The 16671-nt window shown below is 55.4% G+C and carries 11 protein-coding genes, 5 pseudogenes and 1 riboswitch; of the genes and pseudogenes, 9 read left to right on the top strand and 7 right to left on the bottom strand.

Going from position 1 to position 16671, the window contains the following annotated elements; all coding sequences use genetic code 11:
* Nucleotides 1-206: 206 nt before the first annotated feature.
* The 3 genes from ACFQAU_RS21350 to ACFQAU_RS21340 all read left to right on the top strand — a co-directional run bounded on the left by ACFQAU_RS21350 (nt 207) and on the right by ACFQAU_RS21340 (nt 1519).
* A complete protein-coding gene (locus tag ACFQAU_RS21350; RefSeq protein ID WP_132446872.1) occupies nt 207-608 on the top strand; it encodes a response regulator in 402 nt (133 codons plus the stop codon).
* 170 nt (nt 609-778) lie between these two features.
* Nucleotides 779-1030 (top strand): TFIIB-type zinc ribbon-containing protein, encoded by a 252-nt coding sequence (locus tag ACFQAU_RS21345; RefSeq protein WP_132446870.1) that lies wholly within the window; start codon nt 779-781, stop codon nt 1028-1030.
* Between the two features lie 27 nt (nt 1031-1057).
* Nucleotides 1058-1519 carry a pentapeptide repeat-containing protein gene (locus ACFQAU_RS21340; RefSeq protein ID WP_240791683.1) on the top strand — a complete coding sequence of 154 codons (462 nt, stop codon included), beginning with the start codon at nt 1058-1060 and terminating at the stop codon, nt 1517-1519.
* A gap of 68 nt (nt 1520-1587) precedes the next feature.
* Here ACFQAU_RS21340 and ACFQAU_RS21335 read toward each other — a convergent pair whose 3' ends face one another.
* Nucleotides 1588-2553, bottom strand: coding sequence for a calcium/sodium antiporter (locus ACFQAU_RS21335; protein ID WP_132446868.1), 966 nt, complete (start codon nt 2551-2553; stop codon nt 1588-1590).
* A gap of 222 nt (nt 2554-2775) precedes the next feature.
* On the opposite strand from ACFQAU_RS21335, the gene ACFQAU_RS21330 reads away from it, so the two are divergent.
* Nucleotides 2776-3420 carry an exopolysaccharide biosynthesis protein gene (locus ACFQAU_RS21330; RefSeq protein ID WP_240791682.1) on the top strand — a complete coding sequence of 215 codons (645 nt, stop codon included), beginning with the start codon at nt 2776-2778 and terminating at the stop codon, nt 3418-3420.
* A gap of 97 nt (nt 3421-3517) precedes the next feature.
* Here ACFQAU_RS21330 and ACFQAU_RS21325 read toward each other — a convergent pair whose 3' ends face one another.
* The 3 genes and pseudogenes from ACFQAU_RS21325 to ACFQAU_RS21315 all read right to left on the bottom strand — a co-directional run.
* On the bottom strand, nt 3518-4015 hold the full coding sequence (locus ACFQAU_RS21325) for an MgtC/SapB family protein (RefSeq protein ID WP_206054345.1): 498 nt from the start codon (nt 4013-4015) through the stop codon (nt 3518-3520).
* A gap of 472 nt (nt 4016-4487) precedes the next feature.
* Entirely contained in the window at nt 4488-4838 is a 351-nt protein-coding gene (locus tag ACFQAU_RS21320) for an H-NS histone family protein (RefSeq protein ID WP_132446866.1), read from the bottom strand.
* Nucleotides 4839-5346: 508 nt separating this feature from the next.
* Nucleotides 5347-5568 (bottom strand): annotated as a pseudogene (locus ACFQAU_RS21315) (transposase); the annotation flags it as partial.
* Nucleotides 5569-5681: 113 nt separating this feature from the next.
* On the opposite strand from ACFQAU_RS21315, the pseudogene ACFQAU_RS21310 reads away from it, so the two are divergent.
* Nucleotides 5682-6712, top strand: a pseudogene (locus ACFQAU_RS21310) (IS110 family RNA-guided transposase).
* 333 nt (nt 6713-7045) lie between these two features.
* Here the strand turns inward: ACFQAU_RS21310 and ACFQAU_RS21305 are convergent.
* Nucleotides 7046-7816 (bottom strand): annotated as a pseudogene (locus ACFQAU_RS21305) (IS30 family transposase); the annotation flags it as partial.
* A 66-nt stretch (nt 7817-7882) separates the two neighbouring features.
* Here ACFQAU_RS21305 and istA point away from each other — a divergent pair.
* Nucleotides 7883-9412: an IS21 family transposase gene (gene istA, locus ACFQAU_RS21300; RefSeq protein ID WP_132447149.1), complete on the top strand. Its 1530-nt coding sequence runs from the start codon at nt 7883-7885 to the stop codon at nt 9410-9412.
* The gene (istB, locus tag ACFQAU_RS21295; RefSeq protein WP_386279912.1) at nt 9402-10193 is read left to right on the top strand and encodes an IS21-like element helper ATPase IstB; all 792 of its coding nucleotides are present in this window, start codon (nt 9402-9404) and stop codon (nt 10191-10193) included. The genes istA and istB overlap by 11 nt, the downstream gene beginning before the upstream one ends.
* A gap of 363 nt (nt 10194-10556) precedes the next feature.
* On the opposite strand, the gene ACFQAU_RS21290 is transcribed toward istB, so the two are convergent.
* Together ACFQAU_RS21290 and ACFQAU_RS21285 are read right to left on the bottom strand one after the other, a co-directional pair.
* The gene (locus ACFQAU_RS21290; RefSeq protein WP_165935607.1) at nt 10557-11930 is read right to left on the bottom strand and encodes a sensor histidine kinase; all 1374 of its coding nucleotides are present in this window, start codon (nt 11928-11930) and stop codon (nt 10557-10559) included.
* Nucleotides 11931-12337: 407 nt separating this feature from the next.
* Nucleotides 12338-12493: pseudogene (locus ACFQAU_RS21285) on the bottom strand (transposase); the annotation flags it as partial.
* A gap of 230 nt (nt 12494-12723) precedes the next feature.
* On the opposite strand from ACFQAU_RS21285, the gene ACFQAU_RS21280 reads away from it, so the two are divergent.
* Nucleotides 12724-13740: a Fe(3+) ABC transporter substrate-binding protein gene (locus ACFQAU_RS21280; RefSeq protein WP_132446264.1), complete on the top strand. Its 1017-nt coding sequence runs from the start codon at nt 12724-12726 to the stop codon at nt 13738-13740.
* A gap of 587 nt (nt 13741-14327) precedes the next feature.
* Nucleotides 14328-14449, top strand: a riboswitch (TPP riboswitch).
* Nucleotides 14450-14542: 93 nt separating this feature from the next.
* Nucleotides 14543-16340 (top strand): annotated as a pseudogene (thiC, locus tag ACFQAU_RS21275) (phosphomethylpyrimidine synthase ThiC).
* The last annotated feature ends 331 nt before the right edge of the window (nt 16341-16671 follow it).

Below are 16671 nucleotides of genomic sequence, written 5' to 3'. Positions count from 1 at the left end.
GACAAGTGCATTTTTTAGCGATGCGAGCCATTGCTACTTAACCATCCTCCTAGCGTGGAGGAAAGAATCCGACGGATACTCAATGTTGTTAAATATTTGTCGGGAAAATGGCTTTAGTGAGGAAGGGGGGCAGGTCAATTGAAAATGACATAGAACGCTTATCTAGCAATGATATGTAAATCTCAGCGCATAGGAATATCTCTGTTATGATCGTTAGTGATGCATGCGGCGTTCTCGTCGTAGAAGCTGATCCATTTTTGCGCCTCGCGGCCATGGGCCTTGTGGAGGATGCGGGCCTCTCGGGATACGCTGCTGCACATTCGGCCAACGCGTTCACAGTTCTCACTTCGAATAATGACATAGGCATCATGTTCACAAATATTGAGATGCCTGGCTCACTAAACGGTTTAGAACTGTCAAAGATTGTGCGCCGCAGATGGCCGCACATTGCGATCATTGTCGCATCCGGAGCCTCAAATGTGGCGGCAAACAGTCTTCCTACCGGCACGACATTTATTGCTAAACCCTATCAGCCCGAGACTGTTATAGCTTTTTTGAAAGAGGCCGCTTCATCTGATCGTTGGGATGCTGCGCACCGCGTGATCTAGCTCGCACCCGGAGAGCAGGCATGCACTCCACTTTATATGACCATCTGGAACTTGGCTGGCTCCGCTCCAGCCGCTCAAACGCACAGCGATTCTGGCGAGAATAAATTTGAAGTGGTTGCAGTTTGCATCGCGGGTGCCCAATTAACTTAGGAATGAAGGAGGCTTAACCGATGCAATGTCCGATCGATGGAACCCAGCTGGTGATGACAGATCGCTCCGGTGTAGAAATTGACTACTGCCCTCAATGTCGTGGGGTTTGGTTAGACCGAGGCGAGCTAGACAAGATCATTGAACGCTCGGGCCCCGAACCTGCACCCCGTGAGGTCGCCTCCTTGCGCAACTCCGGACAAGATCACGGTCATGGCAGGCCCTATAAAAAGAAGCGGCGCGAAGGCTTCTTGAGCGAGCTTTTTGATTTTTAGAGGCCTTATAGGCTTAGGTGGTACTTCTTGAAAAATTCTGCGTTTCGGACGAGCCGCCTCGGCGTGCTTCTGGCTGTCGCTTCGCTCTTTGGCACGTCCGCGATCGGGCAGGAACCGGAGCAAGAGAAACAATTGCGTATGCTCGGAAGATGTCCCGGCTGTGCCTTCGAGCAGCTGGACCTTACGGGTCGGAAACTGACCGGAATAGACCTGACCGAAGCTGAGCTTCGAGACGTGGACTTCTCTGAAGCAGGCCTCAATCTTTCGCTGTTTGATTATGCAACCTTGGAGAATGTCTCCTTTGACTCTGCCGATCTGACGGGCGCCAGCTTCACCGGCGCCAAGCTCATCAACGTGTCGTTCGAAAACACGGTTCTGAAGGCCGCTGTTTTTGAAGATGCCGTTTTGGTCGACACTGATCTTGATGCTGGGATCTACTGCAACACGCAGGTGCCAGATGAGACGATGGTCAGCACAGAATGCGATTGAGCGGCCATCTAATCGGTCTGGCTTGAGCTACATCTTCATGCGACCCCGGCCGGGGATATTCAGGAAGGCTAGCTGATCGCGCCGCTTTGGAATAAGTATCCAATGTAGACAGCGTAGCCCGCTATGAACAGGAAGCCTGCTACTCGACCAATGCGCTTGGCTGCAAACAAAATCACCGCTAGGCCGCATGACAGAAGCAGCATGAACACCATGTCAAACCCTTGAAACCGGTCGCTGACTTCGATGGGGACAATCGCGGATGTGATCCCGAGGATCGCCAAAACGTTGAAAATATTACTCCCGATCACATTGCCTATGACTACGTCAGACTGTTTTTTAAGGGCCGCAGAGATAGATGTGGCAAGTTCAGGCAGGGAGGTGCCGATGGCTACGAGGGACAGGCCAATCACAGCATCGGAAACCCCAAAGGCTTTGGCGATTGATCCTGCACCTGTCACTAGAAGGTTTGCGCCCGCCACGAGTGCTATGATGCCACCTACAACAAAGACGGCGGCTACGCTCGTTCTGGAAACGCCAGAGCCTTCGAAGTTTTCGGCCTCATGCTCAAACATCTTGGAGTCACGGCTGCGTTTTTCCATCCAAAACGTCGCACCGAGGTAGACAGCTAAAACCGCCAGCAACAGAGCGCCCTCGAGCCGGTCCAAAAACGCTCCTTTGAGCAGACCAAACAGCGCGAAAGCGACCAAGGCCGCTACCAGAGCTTCCCGTACAGCAGACCTATCCCAACCGGCGATCGGCATGATTAGGGCACCTGCGCCGATAATAAGAAGAATATTGGCGATATTGCTCCCGACCACATTGCCCAGAGCAATCTCAGGGGCTCCGCTGAATGCGGCCTTCAAGGAGACCAGCAACTCCGGTGCTGAGGTGCCAAACCCCACGATGGTCAGTCCGATGACCATTTTGGAGAGCCCAGCCCGTTCGGCAATTGACACGCTACCGCGTACAAGCCCTTCACCACCCGCGAAGAGCAGAATGAGGCCAGCTGCGATGTAGATCAGATCAACGCCCATGCGGTCTCAGCTCGTAAGAATATTGCATTGGCTCTTGGTTCCCTCAGGTTCATACCCAAATAGAGTTCCATCCAGTTCTCTACAAGAGTGGAACAGGGCGGATTCCAAAGGGACCTGCCAACCAATGCGCCGGGCAGATTGGCCCCAAGTTAAAGGCAGGCCAATGACGACCATCCGAGAGACATTTTTCTTAACGCCTCCCCATCGGGGCTTAGGAGAATTGTGACAATCAACTCCAGTTTTCCACTGTCGAAAAGGCAAAGAACCGTTAAAAGTCGTTCTCTATCGTTCAATTTGCTTTGCGTGCTTCGGAGTGAGCGCCAGCGCAACGCGATACCCCTTGGTCATCTCTTAGAACGGTTGGGGGAGCGGTCATTCGGTTGGGCCATTCTGCTCTCATCCCTAATTAATCTGTTGCCGCTGCCTCCCGGCGCCACGCTTGTAACGGCCATCCCCCTGGTGTTCTTTAGTGTTCAACTGGTGCTAGGGCGTTCTTATATTTGGCTGCCGCCTTGGATTGCCAAACGGTCATTGTCCTGTTCCGCTCTGAGAAATACTGTGCTGCGTCTACGGCCGATTTCCCGACGCGTTGAGCGCCTGACTCGACCGCGCCTGCAAGGCGTATTCCAACCCAAAACTGAGCGACTAATCGGATTGCTTCTTTTGGGAATCGCCGTGGCACTGTTTGTGCCTTTACCGCTCAGCGGGTGGTTTCCTGCTATTTCGCTTTTCGTCGCAGGTATTGGCTTCGTTGAACGCGACGGACTGGTTGTCCTTGCAGGTATCGGCATGGGGCTGGCTTCGATAGTCCTGACGGTTCTCGTCGCGTTGTCAGTTGCAGCCGGAGCGGATGCCATAATGCATTGAGGGTGCCCTACGTAATTTAAACCAAATACCTATTACGTTGGATACAGCCCCTTGGAACGACAGGCCACCGGGCGGGGTAAAGGGGAACCTAATAGGGTTATTGTCCTTCTTGGGCCCCGTTAGGCCTAACCGAAGACGGTAGGATGCGCGGGATAACGGCTAGGATGATCAGCACGATCACCGTCGCTAGGACCGCAGTTGCCTCGAGACCGAGCCCCGCAACGATACCAATCCCAGCGGTAGCCCAAATGTTTGCAGCGGTCGTCAGACCTTGGACCTTTTGTTCTGCTGCGCGAATAATGATCGCTCCTGCGCCCAAAAAGCCAATGCCCTGAATAATACCTTGCAGAACCCGGGACATGTCTGGTGTGGGCATGCCACTTTGTAATGGTCCAATCACGAAGAGCGCCGCACCTACAGCCACCAGCATATGGGTGCGCACCCCGGCGCTTCGCGCCTTGAGTTCTCGTTCATAGCCAAGCAATCCTCCCAGAAACGCGGCCAACACCAAGCGAAGTGTTATACTGGTCATGGTCGACAAGTCCGGAATATCGGAAAATTCGTTGATGATGGTTGCCCAGACTTCTTGCCACACGGGTTTAATCCTTATTCAGCGCAACCTCGGCCGAGGTGCAACAACACCAGGGCGTCCCAGAACACCCTGCGCAGTAATCGCTAGGGTAACAGCCTTACAAGCGCCACTCAGTATTCAAAGAAAGTTTGGGAACATGAGCGGGCACTCCGATCCTGAAAAGCTCTATGATCACCTAAAAGCTCAGCGCAGACCGTTAACGAGATTGCTTTTTAGAGATACTTGTTGTGGCCCGTCTGTAGCTGTCCTGTAGGCCTAATGAGGTCATTCTGTAGGCGCCTTGTAGACGTGACGCTGAAGGAGGACTTCTCTCCCGAGGCCTTATGCCGATCGGTATAAAGGGGGTGGGCGAAATGCTGGTAGCTGCGCATCAGGGAAAAACCATTCTGAAATGCGCAGCTAACCATCAGTCTCGCTCCCCGGATGTCAGGTACTTTTCGGTCCCGAAATAGTTGAAATTCTAGGCTTCCACCGGTCAGATACGCATAGCATCGGGCGCGGTGCCGCTCTCGACCTGACTACGGAACCAATTCGGCTGTCGGCCCTTACCCGTCCAGGTCTGTTTCTTATCGTCTGGATTGGCATAAATTGGTTTTGAGGGCTTCGAAGTTTTCTTAATCTTGGCCCGCTTTTTCGCAGGAGCTGAGGGTTGCGTTTCAGAAATTTCCCCTAAGGAAAATCCAAATTCTGCGGCCGCTTTAGTAGCAGCTTTTCTTGCCTCTCTCTGATCCCGGGTTCGAGCAGCGTCCAATGCCTTTTTCACATCAGACAAAAGCCTTTCGAGTTCTTTACGGGACATTGCTTTCAGGTCACTTTTGGTAAACATATCAACCTCTATTTCAGATATGCCCCCATATACGTATCACTACACACCAACGTCGACCCTCTAAGGACGTGGAGGCTCAGTATTTTCTTTTCCCCGCAAAGCAGATTAGAAAGGATGGGCACCAAGGGCCGCCCTATATTTACTACTGCCCTCATACTCCTTCATGCCGCTTGTTAGTTCCTGGAAGAGCGCTATAAACATCGTCGGCAATATGACCATTGTCAGCGTCGAACTTCAGTTTGAGCTCGGAATCAAACCCCACGGTCGACTAGGTTCAAAAGTCAAATTGCCCGGGTTGCAGAACCAAAGGCTATCCGAGGATGAAGTACCAGGCACTTAAAGCCAATCCAGTGGCAATGACGAACCAACGGATCAGGCGCTGCGACACCAGCCGTCCGACAACCACGCTCCCCCAGCCTCCCAGAATGCTTGCCGTTGCGACAATCGCAACCGCCCGATTGTGAGCGATACCTGAACCGCGACTCCTGTCGAGCTCAGGGTAGGGGTGTCATCGCATTTCCTCCAATATCTTTTCGCGAAAGACCTCGGCTGGCGTTTTCCATCCCAGGCACTTGCGCGGCGTGTTGTTGAGGCGATCACAGATCACCTTCATATCGTGATCTGTGCATTGCCGGATGTCGCGTTTGCGGGGCAGCCACCTTCGAAGGCGTCGGTTTGTGTTCTCGACTGTGCCTTTCTGCCAGGGGCTGGAGGGGTCGCAAAACATGGGGTAATCGCTCTGTCACTCCGCGTTTCGTCATGGCAGCGAAATGTTTTTTCTTCGGTATGATCCAGAGCGTGATCCGAAAGGGTCTTGTTCGAAGCAACAGATGGAGATTGAGCATGGGCCAGTACATAGGGCTTGACGTTTCGTTGAAGGATACCGCGATCTCAATCCGAGAAGACGGCAAAAGAGTATGGCGCGGGAAATGTCCCTCAGACCCGGGTATTATTGCGCAGACGGTTCGGAAGCATGCGGACGACCCCGTGAACGTCGTTTTCGAAGCTGGCCCACTCGCCACTTGGTTCTATCATGCTTTAACGGGGGAAGGACTTCGGGCGATCTGCATTGAGGCACGGCATGCCCAGAAAATTTTGGGTGAGACGTTGAACAAGACCGATGCAAACGATGCTGAGGGATTGGCCAAACTTGCCGAAACCGGCTTCTATAAGGCTGTTAGGGTCAAGTCGTTCGAAGCGATGCTGATCCGGTCATTGGTTGCAGCCCGCACGCAACTCCTGGCCATCACGACACAATTGACCAATCAGATCCGTGGTTTGATGAAGACTTTCGGTCTTGTCGTGCCCAAGAGCAAAGGCCGGGTGTTCGTAGAAAAGGTTAACGGTCTGCTGGACGGACATGTCGAGTTGAAAGGGATCATCTATCCGCTGCTCGAAGCCTGGCAAGCTGTCAGGGAGCAGGCGTCTACACTCAGCCGCCAGCTCTTGTTGGCGGCGCGACAGTGCCGAAGCACGCGTTTGCTTATGACGATACCAGGCATCGGGGCGATCACAGCAGTTTCCTATGTGGCCGCTATCGAAGACCCGAAGAACTTTCCGAAGTCCCGATCTGTCGGCGCATGGCTTGGCCTCACCACACGCCGATACCAATCGGGAGAGATGGATTTTAACGGTCACATCTCCCGAAGGGGGATCAACGATTGCGTGGGCTGCTCTACGAGGCTGCGACCTCGTTGCTTACGAGGACTCGAGCCGAAACGGTCAGTGATCTAAAAACCTGGGGGCTTCAATTGCGCGAACGCCTTGGCTTTAAGCGGGCGGCGGTCGCCGTTGCTCGCAAACTCGCCGTCATCATGCATTCCATGCTGAAGACCGGTCAAACCTTTATTCCAACGCGCGAGGAACTCGCCTAAGGTACTGTCCCTCGCACACCGAGCTCAGCGCATCATAACTTGATGCGAGGAGGCGTCCCTGTCGTGGACGGAGGTCAGGCCAATCCGAAAGACGTGGCAGCAGCTGTTACAGACTGCGTGCAAAACAAAGGAAGGCTTCACCTGCGGAACCCAGAATGCGGCAGCCAAGTGTTGACCGCGAAGACAACCATGCCCCGGACACACGCATGACCTCAATCACGTGAACGTGCTGAGAAGGAACTGAGCAAGAACCGGAGATCGAAATGCTCTGAAGGCATTTCGATAGGCCGTGCTTTTGCATCAAGACTTGACTGCGGCCTTGCGATTAGACAACCACGTCTGGGTTCCGATCTCGGCTTGGAGGTGCGGCCAACTGACAAACTCGGTTCCGCGGTCAAAAGTAATGGATCGACGGGCGACGAGGGGGAGGTCTTTGAGAGACTTCATGATCTTTCCCATGACCGGTTTGGTGCGCTTATTCGGGTTCTTCAGGATCACGGTGAAGCGGCTGACGCGCTCAACCAATGAGGTAACGTTGGACTGGCCAAGCTTTTGTTTGAACAGCATCAAATCAGCTTCCCAATGGCCAAACTGACGGCGATGAGCGACATCATCGGGTCGGAACAGAATACTGACATCGCGGTGGAATTTGGGTTCTCTGCGCCTTCTGGTGCGACGTGGTCTGCGGGCGACACGATGGGTCGGTAGATACCACCACAGGTCTTCGCGCTGACCTTCCTTGGAATAGATGTAGCGATAGATGGTTTCCTGACAGACCCTGAGGGGAGCGCGCTCGTGGATCATACGGTTACTGATCTGCTCTGGTGTCCAGCCGTTCTTTATACGCTCGATCACGCGCTTTCGAAGCTCAGGATGTTTGATCAGTTTGCGCTCTCGAGCACGACGTTCCGCTTGCATCAGGTTCGCAGCGGCACCGTAATAGCCATCGCATCCAGGCATGTTTTCATCCGAGAAATTGTTGCGCTTTAGCTCGCGGAATATCGTTGATCTGCAGCGCTTCAGAACGCGCGCCATCTCATCGACAGGGACCTTTGCGTGTTGATTGTCACCGAGAACTGACCCGGCAACTGCAGAAATTGTCATTGAGAATTGACCCATGTGTAACCTTGCCCCTGCTTGAATCAGCTGGGAGCTATTGGAGTGTTAGACATGGGATTTCTGAGGATTATTCGGAAATGGGCTCTGCGAGACAAGATGCCCATCCGCGAGATTGCGCGCCGGACAGGGGTGTCTCGCAACACGATCAAGAAGTATCTGCGGACAGGGATAGTTGAGCCCGAGTTCCAAATTTTGGACCGACCGAGCAAGTTAGACCCTTATGCTGAGAAGCTGACAGGCTGGTTGCTGTCTGAGCAGCGTAAATCACGCAAGGAACGGCGAACGGCCAAACAGATGCATGCAGATCTGGTTCAGCTCGGCTTTGATGGTTCATATGAGCGTGTCGCGGCCTTCGTGCGGAACTGGAAGGGCGAACGCCAGCGTGCTCAACATACGACTGACCGGGGTGTTTTCGTGCCCTTGGTCTTTCAGCCGGGCGAGGCGTTCCAATTCGATTGGAGCGAGGACTGGGCCTATGTCGGCGGCGAGCGCCTCAAGCTTCAGGTCGCTCATATCAAGCTGTCGCACAGCCGCGCATTTCTGGTGCGGGCCTATCTACTGCAAACGCATGAGATGCTGTTTGATGCCCACTGGCATGGCTTTCGGGTGTTTGAGGGTGTTCCGGGGCGTGGCGTCTATGACAACATGAAGACAGCCGTTGACCGGATTGGTGTCGGCAAGAAGCGCGATGTAAACGCACGGTTCCTTGCGATGACCAGCCATTATGTCTTTGACCCTGAGTTCTGCAATCCTGCGGCAGGGTGGGAGAAAGGTCAGGTTGAGAAGAATGTGCGCGACGCCCGCCATCGGCTTTGGCAACTCATGCCCGCCTTTCCGGACCTCAATGCGCTGAATGAATGGCTGGAGGAGCGCTGCAAGCTTCTCTGGGCCGAGACACCGCATGGCAGATTGCCTGGCAATATTGCGGATATCTGGGACGCCGAGAAGGCCGCGCTGATGCCACTGCCCACAATGTTTGACGGCTTTGTCGAGCAGAGCAAGCGGGTATCCCCCACTTGTCTGATAGCATTCGACCGTAATCGCTACTCAGTGCCTGCCAGCTTTGCGAACCGCCCTGTCAGTCTCCGCATCTATCCTGAACGGCTGGTCATCGTCGCCGAAGGCCATGTGGTCTGCACGCATGAGCGCATTATTGAACGCTCACACCGTCAGCCAGGGCGCGTTATTTATGACTGGCACCATTATCTGGCGGTGGTTCAACGCAAACCCGGCGCGCTGCGCAACGGGGCGCCCTTCGTTGAGATGCCAGAAGGGTTCCGGAAGCTGCAGGATCATATGTTGCGTAGGCCAGGTGGTGACCGCGAGATGATCGACGTCCTATCCTTGGTCCTCCACCATGACGAACAGGCCGTGCTTTGCGCAGTAGAAATGGCGCTGGAGGCGGGCGTACCAACAAAAACCCATGTCTTGAACCTACTTCACAGGCTGGTGGATGGCGCACCGATAGACCAGCCCGATGTGACCCCGCCTGCGGCCCTTTCTTTGAATAAGGAGCCCGAGGCCAATGTCGCACGATATGACGGGCTACGCACCACGGGAGGAACACGTCATGCGTCATGATCCCGCCGGTGCTGCCATCGTCATCATGATGCGTAGCCTGAAGATGCCAGGCATGGCTCAGGCCGTGCAGGACCTGCATGAGCAGGGATCGCCTGCTTTCGATGCAGCGATCCCCATGTTGTCGCAGCTGCTTAAAGCCGAGATTGCTGAACGTGAGGTGCGTTCCATTGCCTACCACATGAAGGCAGCACGCTTTCCGGCATACAAAGACATCTCTGGCTTCGACTTTGGCGCCAGCGAAGTCCGTGAAGCTTTGGTCCGCCAACTTCACCGATGCGAGTTCATGGACGCGGCTGAGAATGTAGTGCTGATCGGAGGCCCTGGAACGGGAAAATCGCATGTCGCTACCGCCCTCGGCATTCAAGCAATCGAGCATCATCGCAAGCGTGTGCGCTTCTTCTCCACGGTCGAGTTGGTCAATGCGTTGGAGCAGGAAAAGGCCCAAGGCAAGGCAGGAAAGATCGCCGAGGTGCTGGTGAAAGCCGATTTAGTGGTCTTGGATGAGCTGGGATACCTGCCGTTCAGCGCTACGGGTGGCGCGTTGCTGTTCCACCTTCTAAGCAAACTCTACGAGCGCACCAGCGTCGTCATCACAACCAACCTGAGCTTTAGCGAATGGGCCAGCGTGTTCGGTGATGCAAAGATGACCACCGCGCTCCTCGACCGCCTCACACATCGTTGCCACATTCTCGAGACCGGCAATGACAGCTACCGGTTCAAGGCCAGCTCCGCGACAGCCAAACAGAAACGAAAGGAAAAAGCGGCATTGACGCCATCATAACGCAAAGAACATAACAACTGGGTGGGTCAAGTCTCGGTGAAAATGCCGGGTCAGTTCTCGGTGACAATCAACACGCAGCTTTCACACAGTCATATCCTCGGCATAGTCGGCCCACAGGCTAAACGCGGCAGCCCGGGAGTGGCGGTAGGTGGGCCAACTAATCCAATAGTATGATCAATTGAGGCGCGTCGAGCCAACACGTCCATTAAGGAGTTCAGGCGCTTAGTCACTCCCTCTTGGCGTGACGTCACCCCAGCCTCCGAGTTAGGATGGAGGCGGACATCCCGTGGGCCACGGCCGATCCGAAGATCGCGAGGCTGACAGGTTCAACCCTGCCTGCCGTAGCCCCGTTCCACAGGCTTTCTATACTCGCTGATCATCTCCAACGACATGGATATGGGCTTCCAGTCCACAGGCGAGATAGCAGAGGTCCACTCGATGTGGCGGAGGAAGGGCACCACGGCGCAATAGCTGGGTGCCAAACCCCACATGCTCAGGCTTGGTCACCGGGGGACCGCCGTGCTCCTTCCAGTGCAGCTCCAGCGTCCCCTCAACGGTGCTCTGCCAGCTTACATCGATACCGCCAGCCGGGACCGAAAGCGCGCCATGCTTGACGGCATTGGTGGCGAGTTCATGGAGCGCCATGGCAAGGCCGGAAATCGCCTTGTTCGGAACGAGCACCTGTGAGCCCTCGACCCTGATTTTACAGGCCTCATCCTTGAACGGGGCCAGCACGTGGTCGACAAGCTCCGAAACCGCGAGCGCACGGGCTTCTTTTCCGAACATCAAATCGGTGGCGGCCGACATCGCGCGCAGACGCGCCATAAAGCTTTCGTAGTGCGCGTCCCGGGCCCAGGTTCGACCGGCGATCGCTCCCATCAATGCTGCCAGGTTCTTCAGCCGGTGGCGAAGTTCATCGGCGACAGTTGCGATGCGTTCTTCCTGTCGTGCCTGTTCGGTAATGTCGAACACCACCCCGATTGCACGTTCCCGCCCGGTATGATCGACCGGCGCCAGCGCGGCCCTGAGCAGAAACACTCGTTCCGATCCATCAGGAAACAGATGACGCACCTGTGTCTGAAGCTTGTTTTCACCACTTGCCCGCGCCTCTGCTCCAGCCTTTGCGAGGCGCTCGCCCTCGCCCGGAGCATAGCGCGCCCGGAAATCATCAGCAGCGGGCTTGGCATCGTCCGGGAAACCGTAGAGCCGGTTCAACTCTACCGAGGACGTGACGATATCGCTCTCGAGATCGATCTCCCAGACAGCCATCTGGGCGGCATCGAGTGCAATGCGCAGCCGTGCCTCGCTTTCAGTCAGGGCGCGCCGCATTTCCTCCCGCTCGGTGATATCCTCGATCGAGCCGCTGTAATGAACGGCCTGGATCTTGCCCTCGACCTCAGCAAACCGCGCTACCCCATGAGCTCTCACCCACCGAAGTTCACCGGTGTCAGGGCGCGTGATCCGATAGACATAGCTCTCCTGTAAGCGGTTCTCCGGATCGAGGGCGTGCTCCAGCGCGGCAAGCATATCGGCAGCATCATCGGGATGGGTTAGCGAGCGCACTGTGGCGAAAGTTGCTGGCTCATCTTGCGAAAGACCCTGAATCTCTCGCGCAAGAGAAGAAAAATAGATCTCGTCCGACCGAAGATCCCAGTCCCAGACACCAACTCCTGCGGCAAGGCAGGCAAGTTGATAGGGATCGCTGTCGCGGGGTTCCGACCTCTCTTCGTTTTGCATGTGTGGCATATCCTTATTTCCCGCCACCGGCCACTTTGAACAGGAAGCCAAGAATGGGCAAGCGAAACGCTTTGGTGACAACACTGACGTCTGCCTAAAAGCCGCAGCCTATTCATCTTATGCCAAAAGACGGCGTCATCCCGTCTAATTTGCTGGGCAGGCTTCAAGTTTTCGAATCGCGCACCTCTTGAGACTGAGGTTATGGCGGAGTTTCGGCAGCGGTCATTGCCATCGGAGCGTCAGGGGCTGAAGGGATCGATGATCTTCGATCCCTGCTTGCAGAATGGCAGGAGATCAATGCCATCGTAATGATCGTCCTGCACCGGCCTTGGGAGAAAGACACTCATCTGCGCCAAATCTTGCAACGTGCGGCGCGAGCGCCTTTCCTGTAGGGCTTTTCGCGTTTGCTGCGGTGCAGGAAAGATCTTGACCAATTTCCGGAGATTTTGGGCGGTTGCGGCGAGCAGGAATTCGTCATTTGCACCGCATGGGCCACGTAATCAGAGCCTTCCGAGGCCGAGGGTGCGCTTGAGATGCGTGAAGAGCATCTCGACCTTCTTCCGGAGCTACCTTCTAGGCAGCCACGGAATGTCCTATTGCGCAGCCAGACAAGTCGAGATGTTTGTTCCGCCCTCATAGCCCGGCCTCTCGGTGCGCTCAATGGCTGATGGTCTGCGTCGGGAAATGGTGCCGGACCTTCTGACCGATTTTATCGGAATTGGTTGCAGGGGCGTCTAAAATCTGTTTCTTACTGTTTCAGTCAAGTTACTCCAAACTGGAACAGGACCCTGATATGACCTTCTGCAAAACATCGACTGCCGCCGCCGCGCTGATGTCGCTGGCACTACCCGCGCTGGCCGATGGCGAGTTGAACCTCTACTCCGCCCGTCACTATGACACCGATGAGCGCCTTTACTCCGACTTTACCGAAGCAACTGGCATCACCATTAACCGCATCGAAGGCAAGGCCGACGAACTGCTGGCCCGTATGGAAGCCGAGGGTGCCAACTCCCCCGCCGACTTGCTGCTGACCGTCGACACCAGCCGCCTCAAGCGCGCCAAAGACATGGGCCTGCTGCAAGCGGTGGAGAGCGACACGCTTGAAGAGCGCATTCCCGGCAATCTGCAAGACGACGACAACCAGTGGTTCGGCCTGTCGCAGCGCGCGCGGATCATCTTCTTTAACAAAGAGACGCTGGACACCCCACCCGCGACTTACATGGACCTCGCCGATCCTGCCTACAAAGGTCAGGTCTGCATCCGGTCCTCGACCAACACCTACAACCAGACTCTGTTGGCTGCCATCGTGACGCACGAGGGTGAAGAAGCCGCGACCGAATGGGCACAGGGCGTGGTCGACAACATGGCGCGCGCACCGCAGGGCGGTGACACCGACCAGCTGCGCGGCATCGTCTCGGGTGAATGCGACATCGCGGTATCCAACAGCTACTATTTCGCCCGCGCGATCCGCACCGATGTGGACGGCGTGAGTGCCGATATCGACAAGATCGGCCTGATCTGGCCGGACCAAGAAGGCAACGGCGCGCATATGAACCTCTCCGGCGGCGGCGTGGCCAAGAACGCGCCGAACCGTGAGAATGCTGTGAAGTTCCTTGAGTATCTCGCCTCTGATCAGGCGCAGGTCTATTTCTCGGCCGGTAACGATGAGTTCCCGACGGTGGAAGGCGTTGAACTGGCTGATAGCGTAAAGCAGTTGGGTGAGTTCAAAGCCGACGAGGTGAACCTGTCGGACGTGGCCGAGAACATCGGCACCGCGCAGAAAATCTTTGACACGGTTGGCTGGGAATAAGACTTCACATCAAGTAACGCAGAAGGCGGGCTTTCGAGCCCGCCTTTTATTTTAGCTTCGATCATCGCCGATCCCGGTACCGTAAAGGGCGCGACCCGAGCCGCTCGGCCATCTAGCTGACCGTCGCTAGGATGAAAAACCTGCGCTACATAGTTCCGCTTGAACTCGTCCTAAACCGATTGTGCGGCTGAATCCGCGCTTCTACTCGGTTCCCAAATTGCCAAGTAAGTATCTACAAAATCTAAGGACACCTCATTCATCGTCAATTCGATCCACCAGATCCCGGAACTATTGTCACGTTAACTCGCCGACATTTCAAGGTGGCATGCCGAACGTTGATCAAGGGGCTGAATAACCGCGCAGAGAACAGCCATTTGCCTTTCCGAAAGCGAGAGCTTGCAAACTCGGCGAGTTAACGTGACAACACACTTCGGCCGCCCGTCAGAGGCGCCCCACGACGCCAACCATCCGTAAAAGTACCAAAGATCGGAGCGGATATCGGCCAATCAAATGCCTTCAGCAATGGCTTCGCCACTGACGGTACCTTATCGGCTGCCCTTGCTCTTCTGAAATCTATTAGATACGTACATCTTACGCAGGGGAGTCCCAACTGAGGGACTGAGAGGCGACTGACAGCAAGGCTGTAGTGTCGCGACCCTTTGAACCTGACCCAGTTGATACTGGCGTAGGAAGCATTGGTCGCCCCTCCCGAACTGGGTGCGTGGCCAGACAGGGGCATGCGCCCGTTTCCAAGCCAAAAATCGTCTGTGTCTTTTTGAGTTATCAACTTGAGGAGCACGCCATGAATATTCCGAATCCTAAAGTCACAACAGGTGAATTGCCTGCATCGCGCAAAATCTATGTGAAAGGCAGTCTATATCCCGAAATTCGTGTGCCCCTGCGCGAGATTTCGGTTCACCCGACCGCAGGTGAACCGCCGCTGCCAGTCTATGACAGTTCTGGTCCATATACCGATTCAAACCATCTGACCGACATCAGACATGGCTTGCCCGTTTTGCGCCGAAACTGGATCATCAGACGCGGCGACGTCGAATCCTATCAGGGGCGGAACACGCAGGACGCTGATAATGGCTTTGTGCAGGGTGATCGCTTGACACCTGAATTTCCGGTGCAACAGCAACCCTATCGTGCAAAAGAGGGCAAGGCGGTAACGCAACTGGCCTATGCCCGGGCAGGTATTGTCACGCCCGAAATGGAGTTTGTGGCCATTCGCGAAAACCAGTTGCGTGAAGCGGTATCTGCGCCGCGCGATGGCAATGACTTTGGCGCAAACATTCCAGACTATGTAACGCCCGAGTTTGTGCGAGGTGAAATCGCCGCCGGCCGGGCGATTATTCCCGCCAATATCAACCACCCAGAGATTGAACCGATGATTATCGGTCGCAATTTTCTAGTGAAGATCAATGCCAATATGGGCACGTCTGCCGTCACATCTTCGATGGAAGAAGAAGTGGACAAGCTTGTCTGGGCAATCCGCTGGGGGCCGATACGGTCATGGACCTTTCGACCGGTCGCAACATCCATAACACGCGCGAATGGATTATCCGGAACAGCCCTGTGCCCATTGGGACCGTGCCAATTTATCAAGCGCTGGAAAAGGTTAACGGAATTGCCGAGGATCTCACATGGGAGGTCTTCCGCGACACATTGATTGAACAGGCCGAACAGGGGGTGGATTACTTCACCATTCATGCGGGCGTGCGTTTGCATATGGTGCCAATGACGGTGAACCGAGTGACGGGGATTGTGTCGCGCGGGGGGCTATCATGGCAAAATGGTGCCTGCATCACCACAAGGAAAGCTTTCTGTACGAGAATTTCGACGAGATTTGCGATATCTGCCGCGCCTATGATGTATCGTTCAGTCTTGGCGATGGCCTGCGCCCGGGGTCGGTTGCAGACGCCAATGACGAAGCGCAATTTGCTGAGCTCGAAACATTGGGCGAGTTGACGAAGGTCGCTTGGGCCAAGGATTGTCAGGTGATGATTGAAGGGCCGGGCCACGTGGCCATGCACAAGATCAAGGAAAACATGGACAAGCAGCTTGAGTGCTGCCACGAGGCGCCGTTCTACACACTTGGACCACTAACGACCGATATTGCGCCGGGGTATGATCATATCACCTCTGGTATCGGCGCTGCGATGATTGGTTGGTTCGGATGTGCAATGCTGTGTTACGTGACCCCAAAAGAGCATCTTGGCCTGCCAGACCGTGACGATGTCAAAATTGGCGTTGTCACCTACAAAATCGCCGCTCACGCTGCCGATTTGGCCAAAGGGCTGCCCGGTGCACAACGGCGCGACGATGCCTTGTCCCGCGCCCGGTTTGAGTTCCGTTGGGAGGATCAATTCAACCTTTCGCTGGACCCGGAAACCGCGCGTGACTTTCATGATCAAACGCTGCCGAAAGAGGCGCATAAGGTGGCACATTTCTGTTCGATGTGCGGGCCGAAATTCTGCTCCATGCGGATCAGCCATGACATCCGGGCCGAAGCGCACAAAGATGGGATGGAGGCAATGGCTCAAAAGTTCCGCAACGGCGGCAACCTATACATGCCGGTTGATGTGTCTGACGAGTGATAATAACCGCGGGGCAGTCTTGCCGGGCTGGTCTCTGCCATTGAGCTGGCGCGACATGGAGCAGACGTGCGGTTTTTGAGCTCGGCGACAATCGGGGGTCGCGCAGCCTTGCGCGCTTTGCGGGCGGTATGTTGGCGCCTTGGTGCGAAAGCGCAGCGGTTGAACAGCAGGTTATCAAGCTTGGGACAAGGGCGGCGGATTCACGGTCACAGATTACGCTTGTCACGCGGCGCGGAACTCGTGTGCTCGCCCCGCCGCGCGATCGGGGAAAACTTACACGAATTGCCAGGGTGTTGTCACGTTAACGGGCCCGAGGTTACTGGTCCATTGA

This window comes from Sulfitobacter profundi (assembly GCF_042661425.1).
Lineage (GTDB): Bacteria > Pseudomonadota > Alphaproteobacteria > Rhodobacterales > Rhodobacteraceae > Sulfitobacter > Sulfitobacter profundi.
This window is presented reverse-complemented; position numbering and strand designations above follow the sequence as displayed.

Excerpts from the sequence above, each read along its gene's own strand:
- ACFQAU_RS21350 (WP_132446872.1), top strand. The coding sequence starts at position 207 with ATGATCGTTAGTGATGCATGCGGCGTTCTCGTCGTAGAAGCTGATCCA.
- ACFQAU_RS21345 (WP_132446870.1), top strand. The coding sequence starts at position 779 with ATGCAATGTCCGATCGATGGAACCCAGCTGGTGATGACAGATCGCTCC.
- ACFQAU_RS21335 (WP_132446868.1), bottom strand. The coding sequence starts at position 2,553 with ATGGGCGTTGATCTGATCTACATCGCAGCTGGCCTCATTCTGCTCTTC.
- ACFQAU_RS21320 (WP_132446866.1), bottom strand. The coding sequence starts at position 4,838 with ATGTTTACCAAAAGTGACCTGAAAGCAATGTCCCGTAAAGAACTCGAA.
- istA (WP_132447149.1), top strand. The coding sequence starts at position 7,883 with ATGGGATTTCTGAGGATTATTCGGAAATGGGCTCTGCGAGACAAGATG.
- istB (WP_386279912.1), top strand. The coding sequence starts at position 9,402 with ATGCGTCATGATCCCGCCGGTGCTGCCATCGTCATCATGATGCGTAGC.
- ACFQAU_RS21290 (WP_165935607.1), bottom strand. The coding sequence starts at position 11,930 with ATGCAAAACGAAGAGAGGTCGGAACCCCGCGACAGCGATCCCTATCAA.
- ACFQAU_RS21280 (WP_132446264.1), top strand. The coding sequence starts at position 12,724 with ATGACCTTCTGCAAAACATCGACTGCCGCCGCCGCGCTGATGTCGCTG.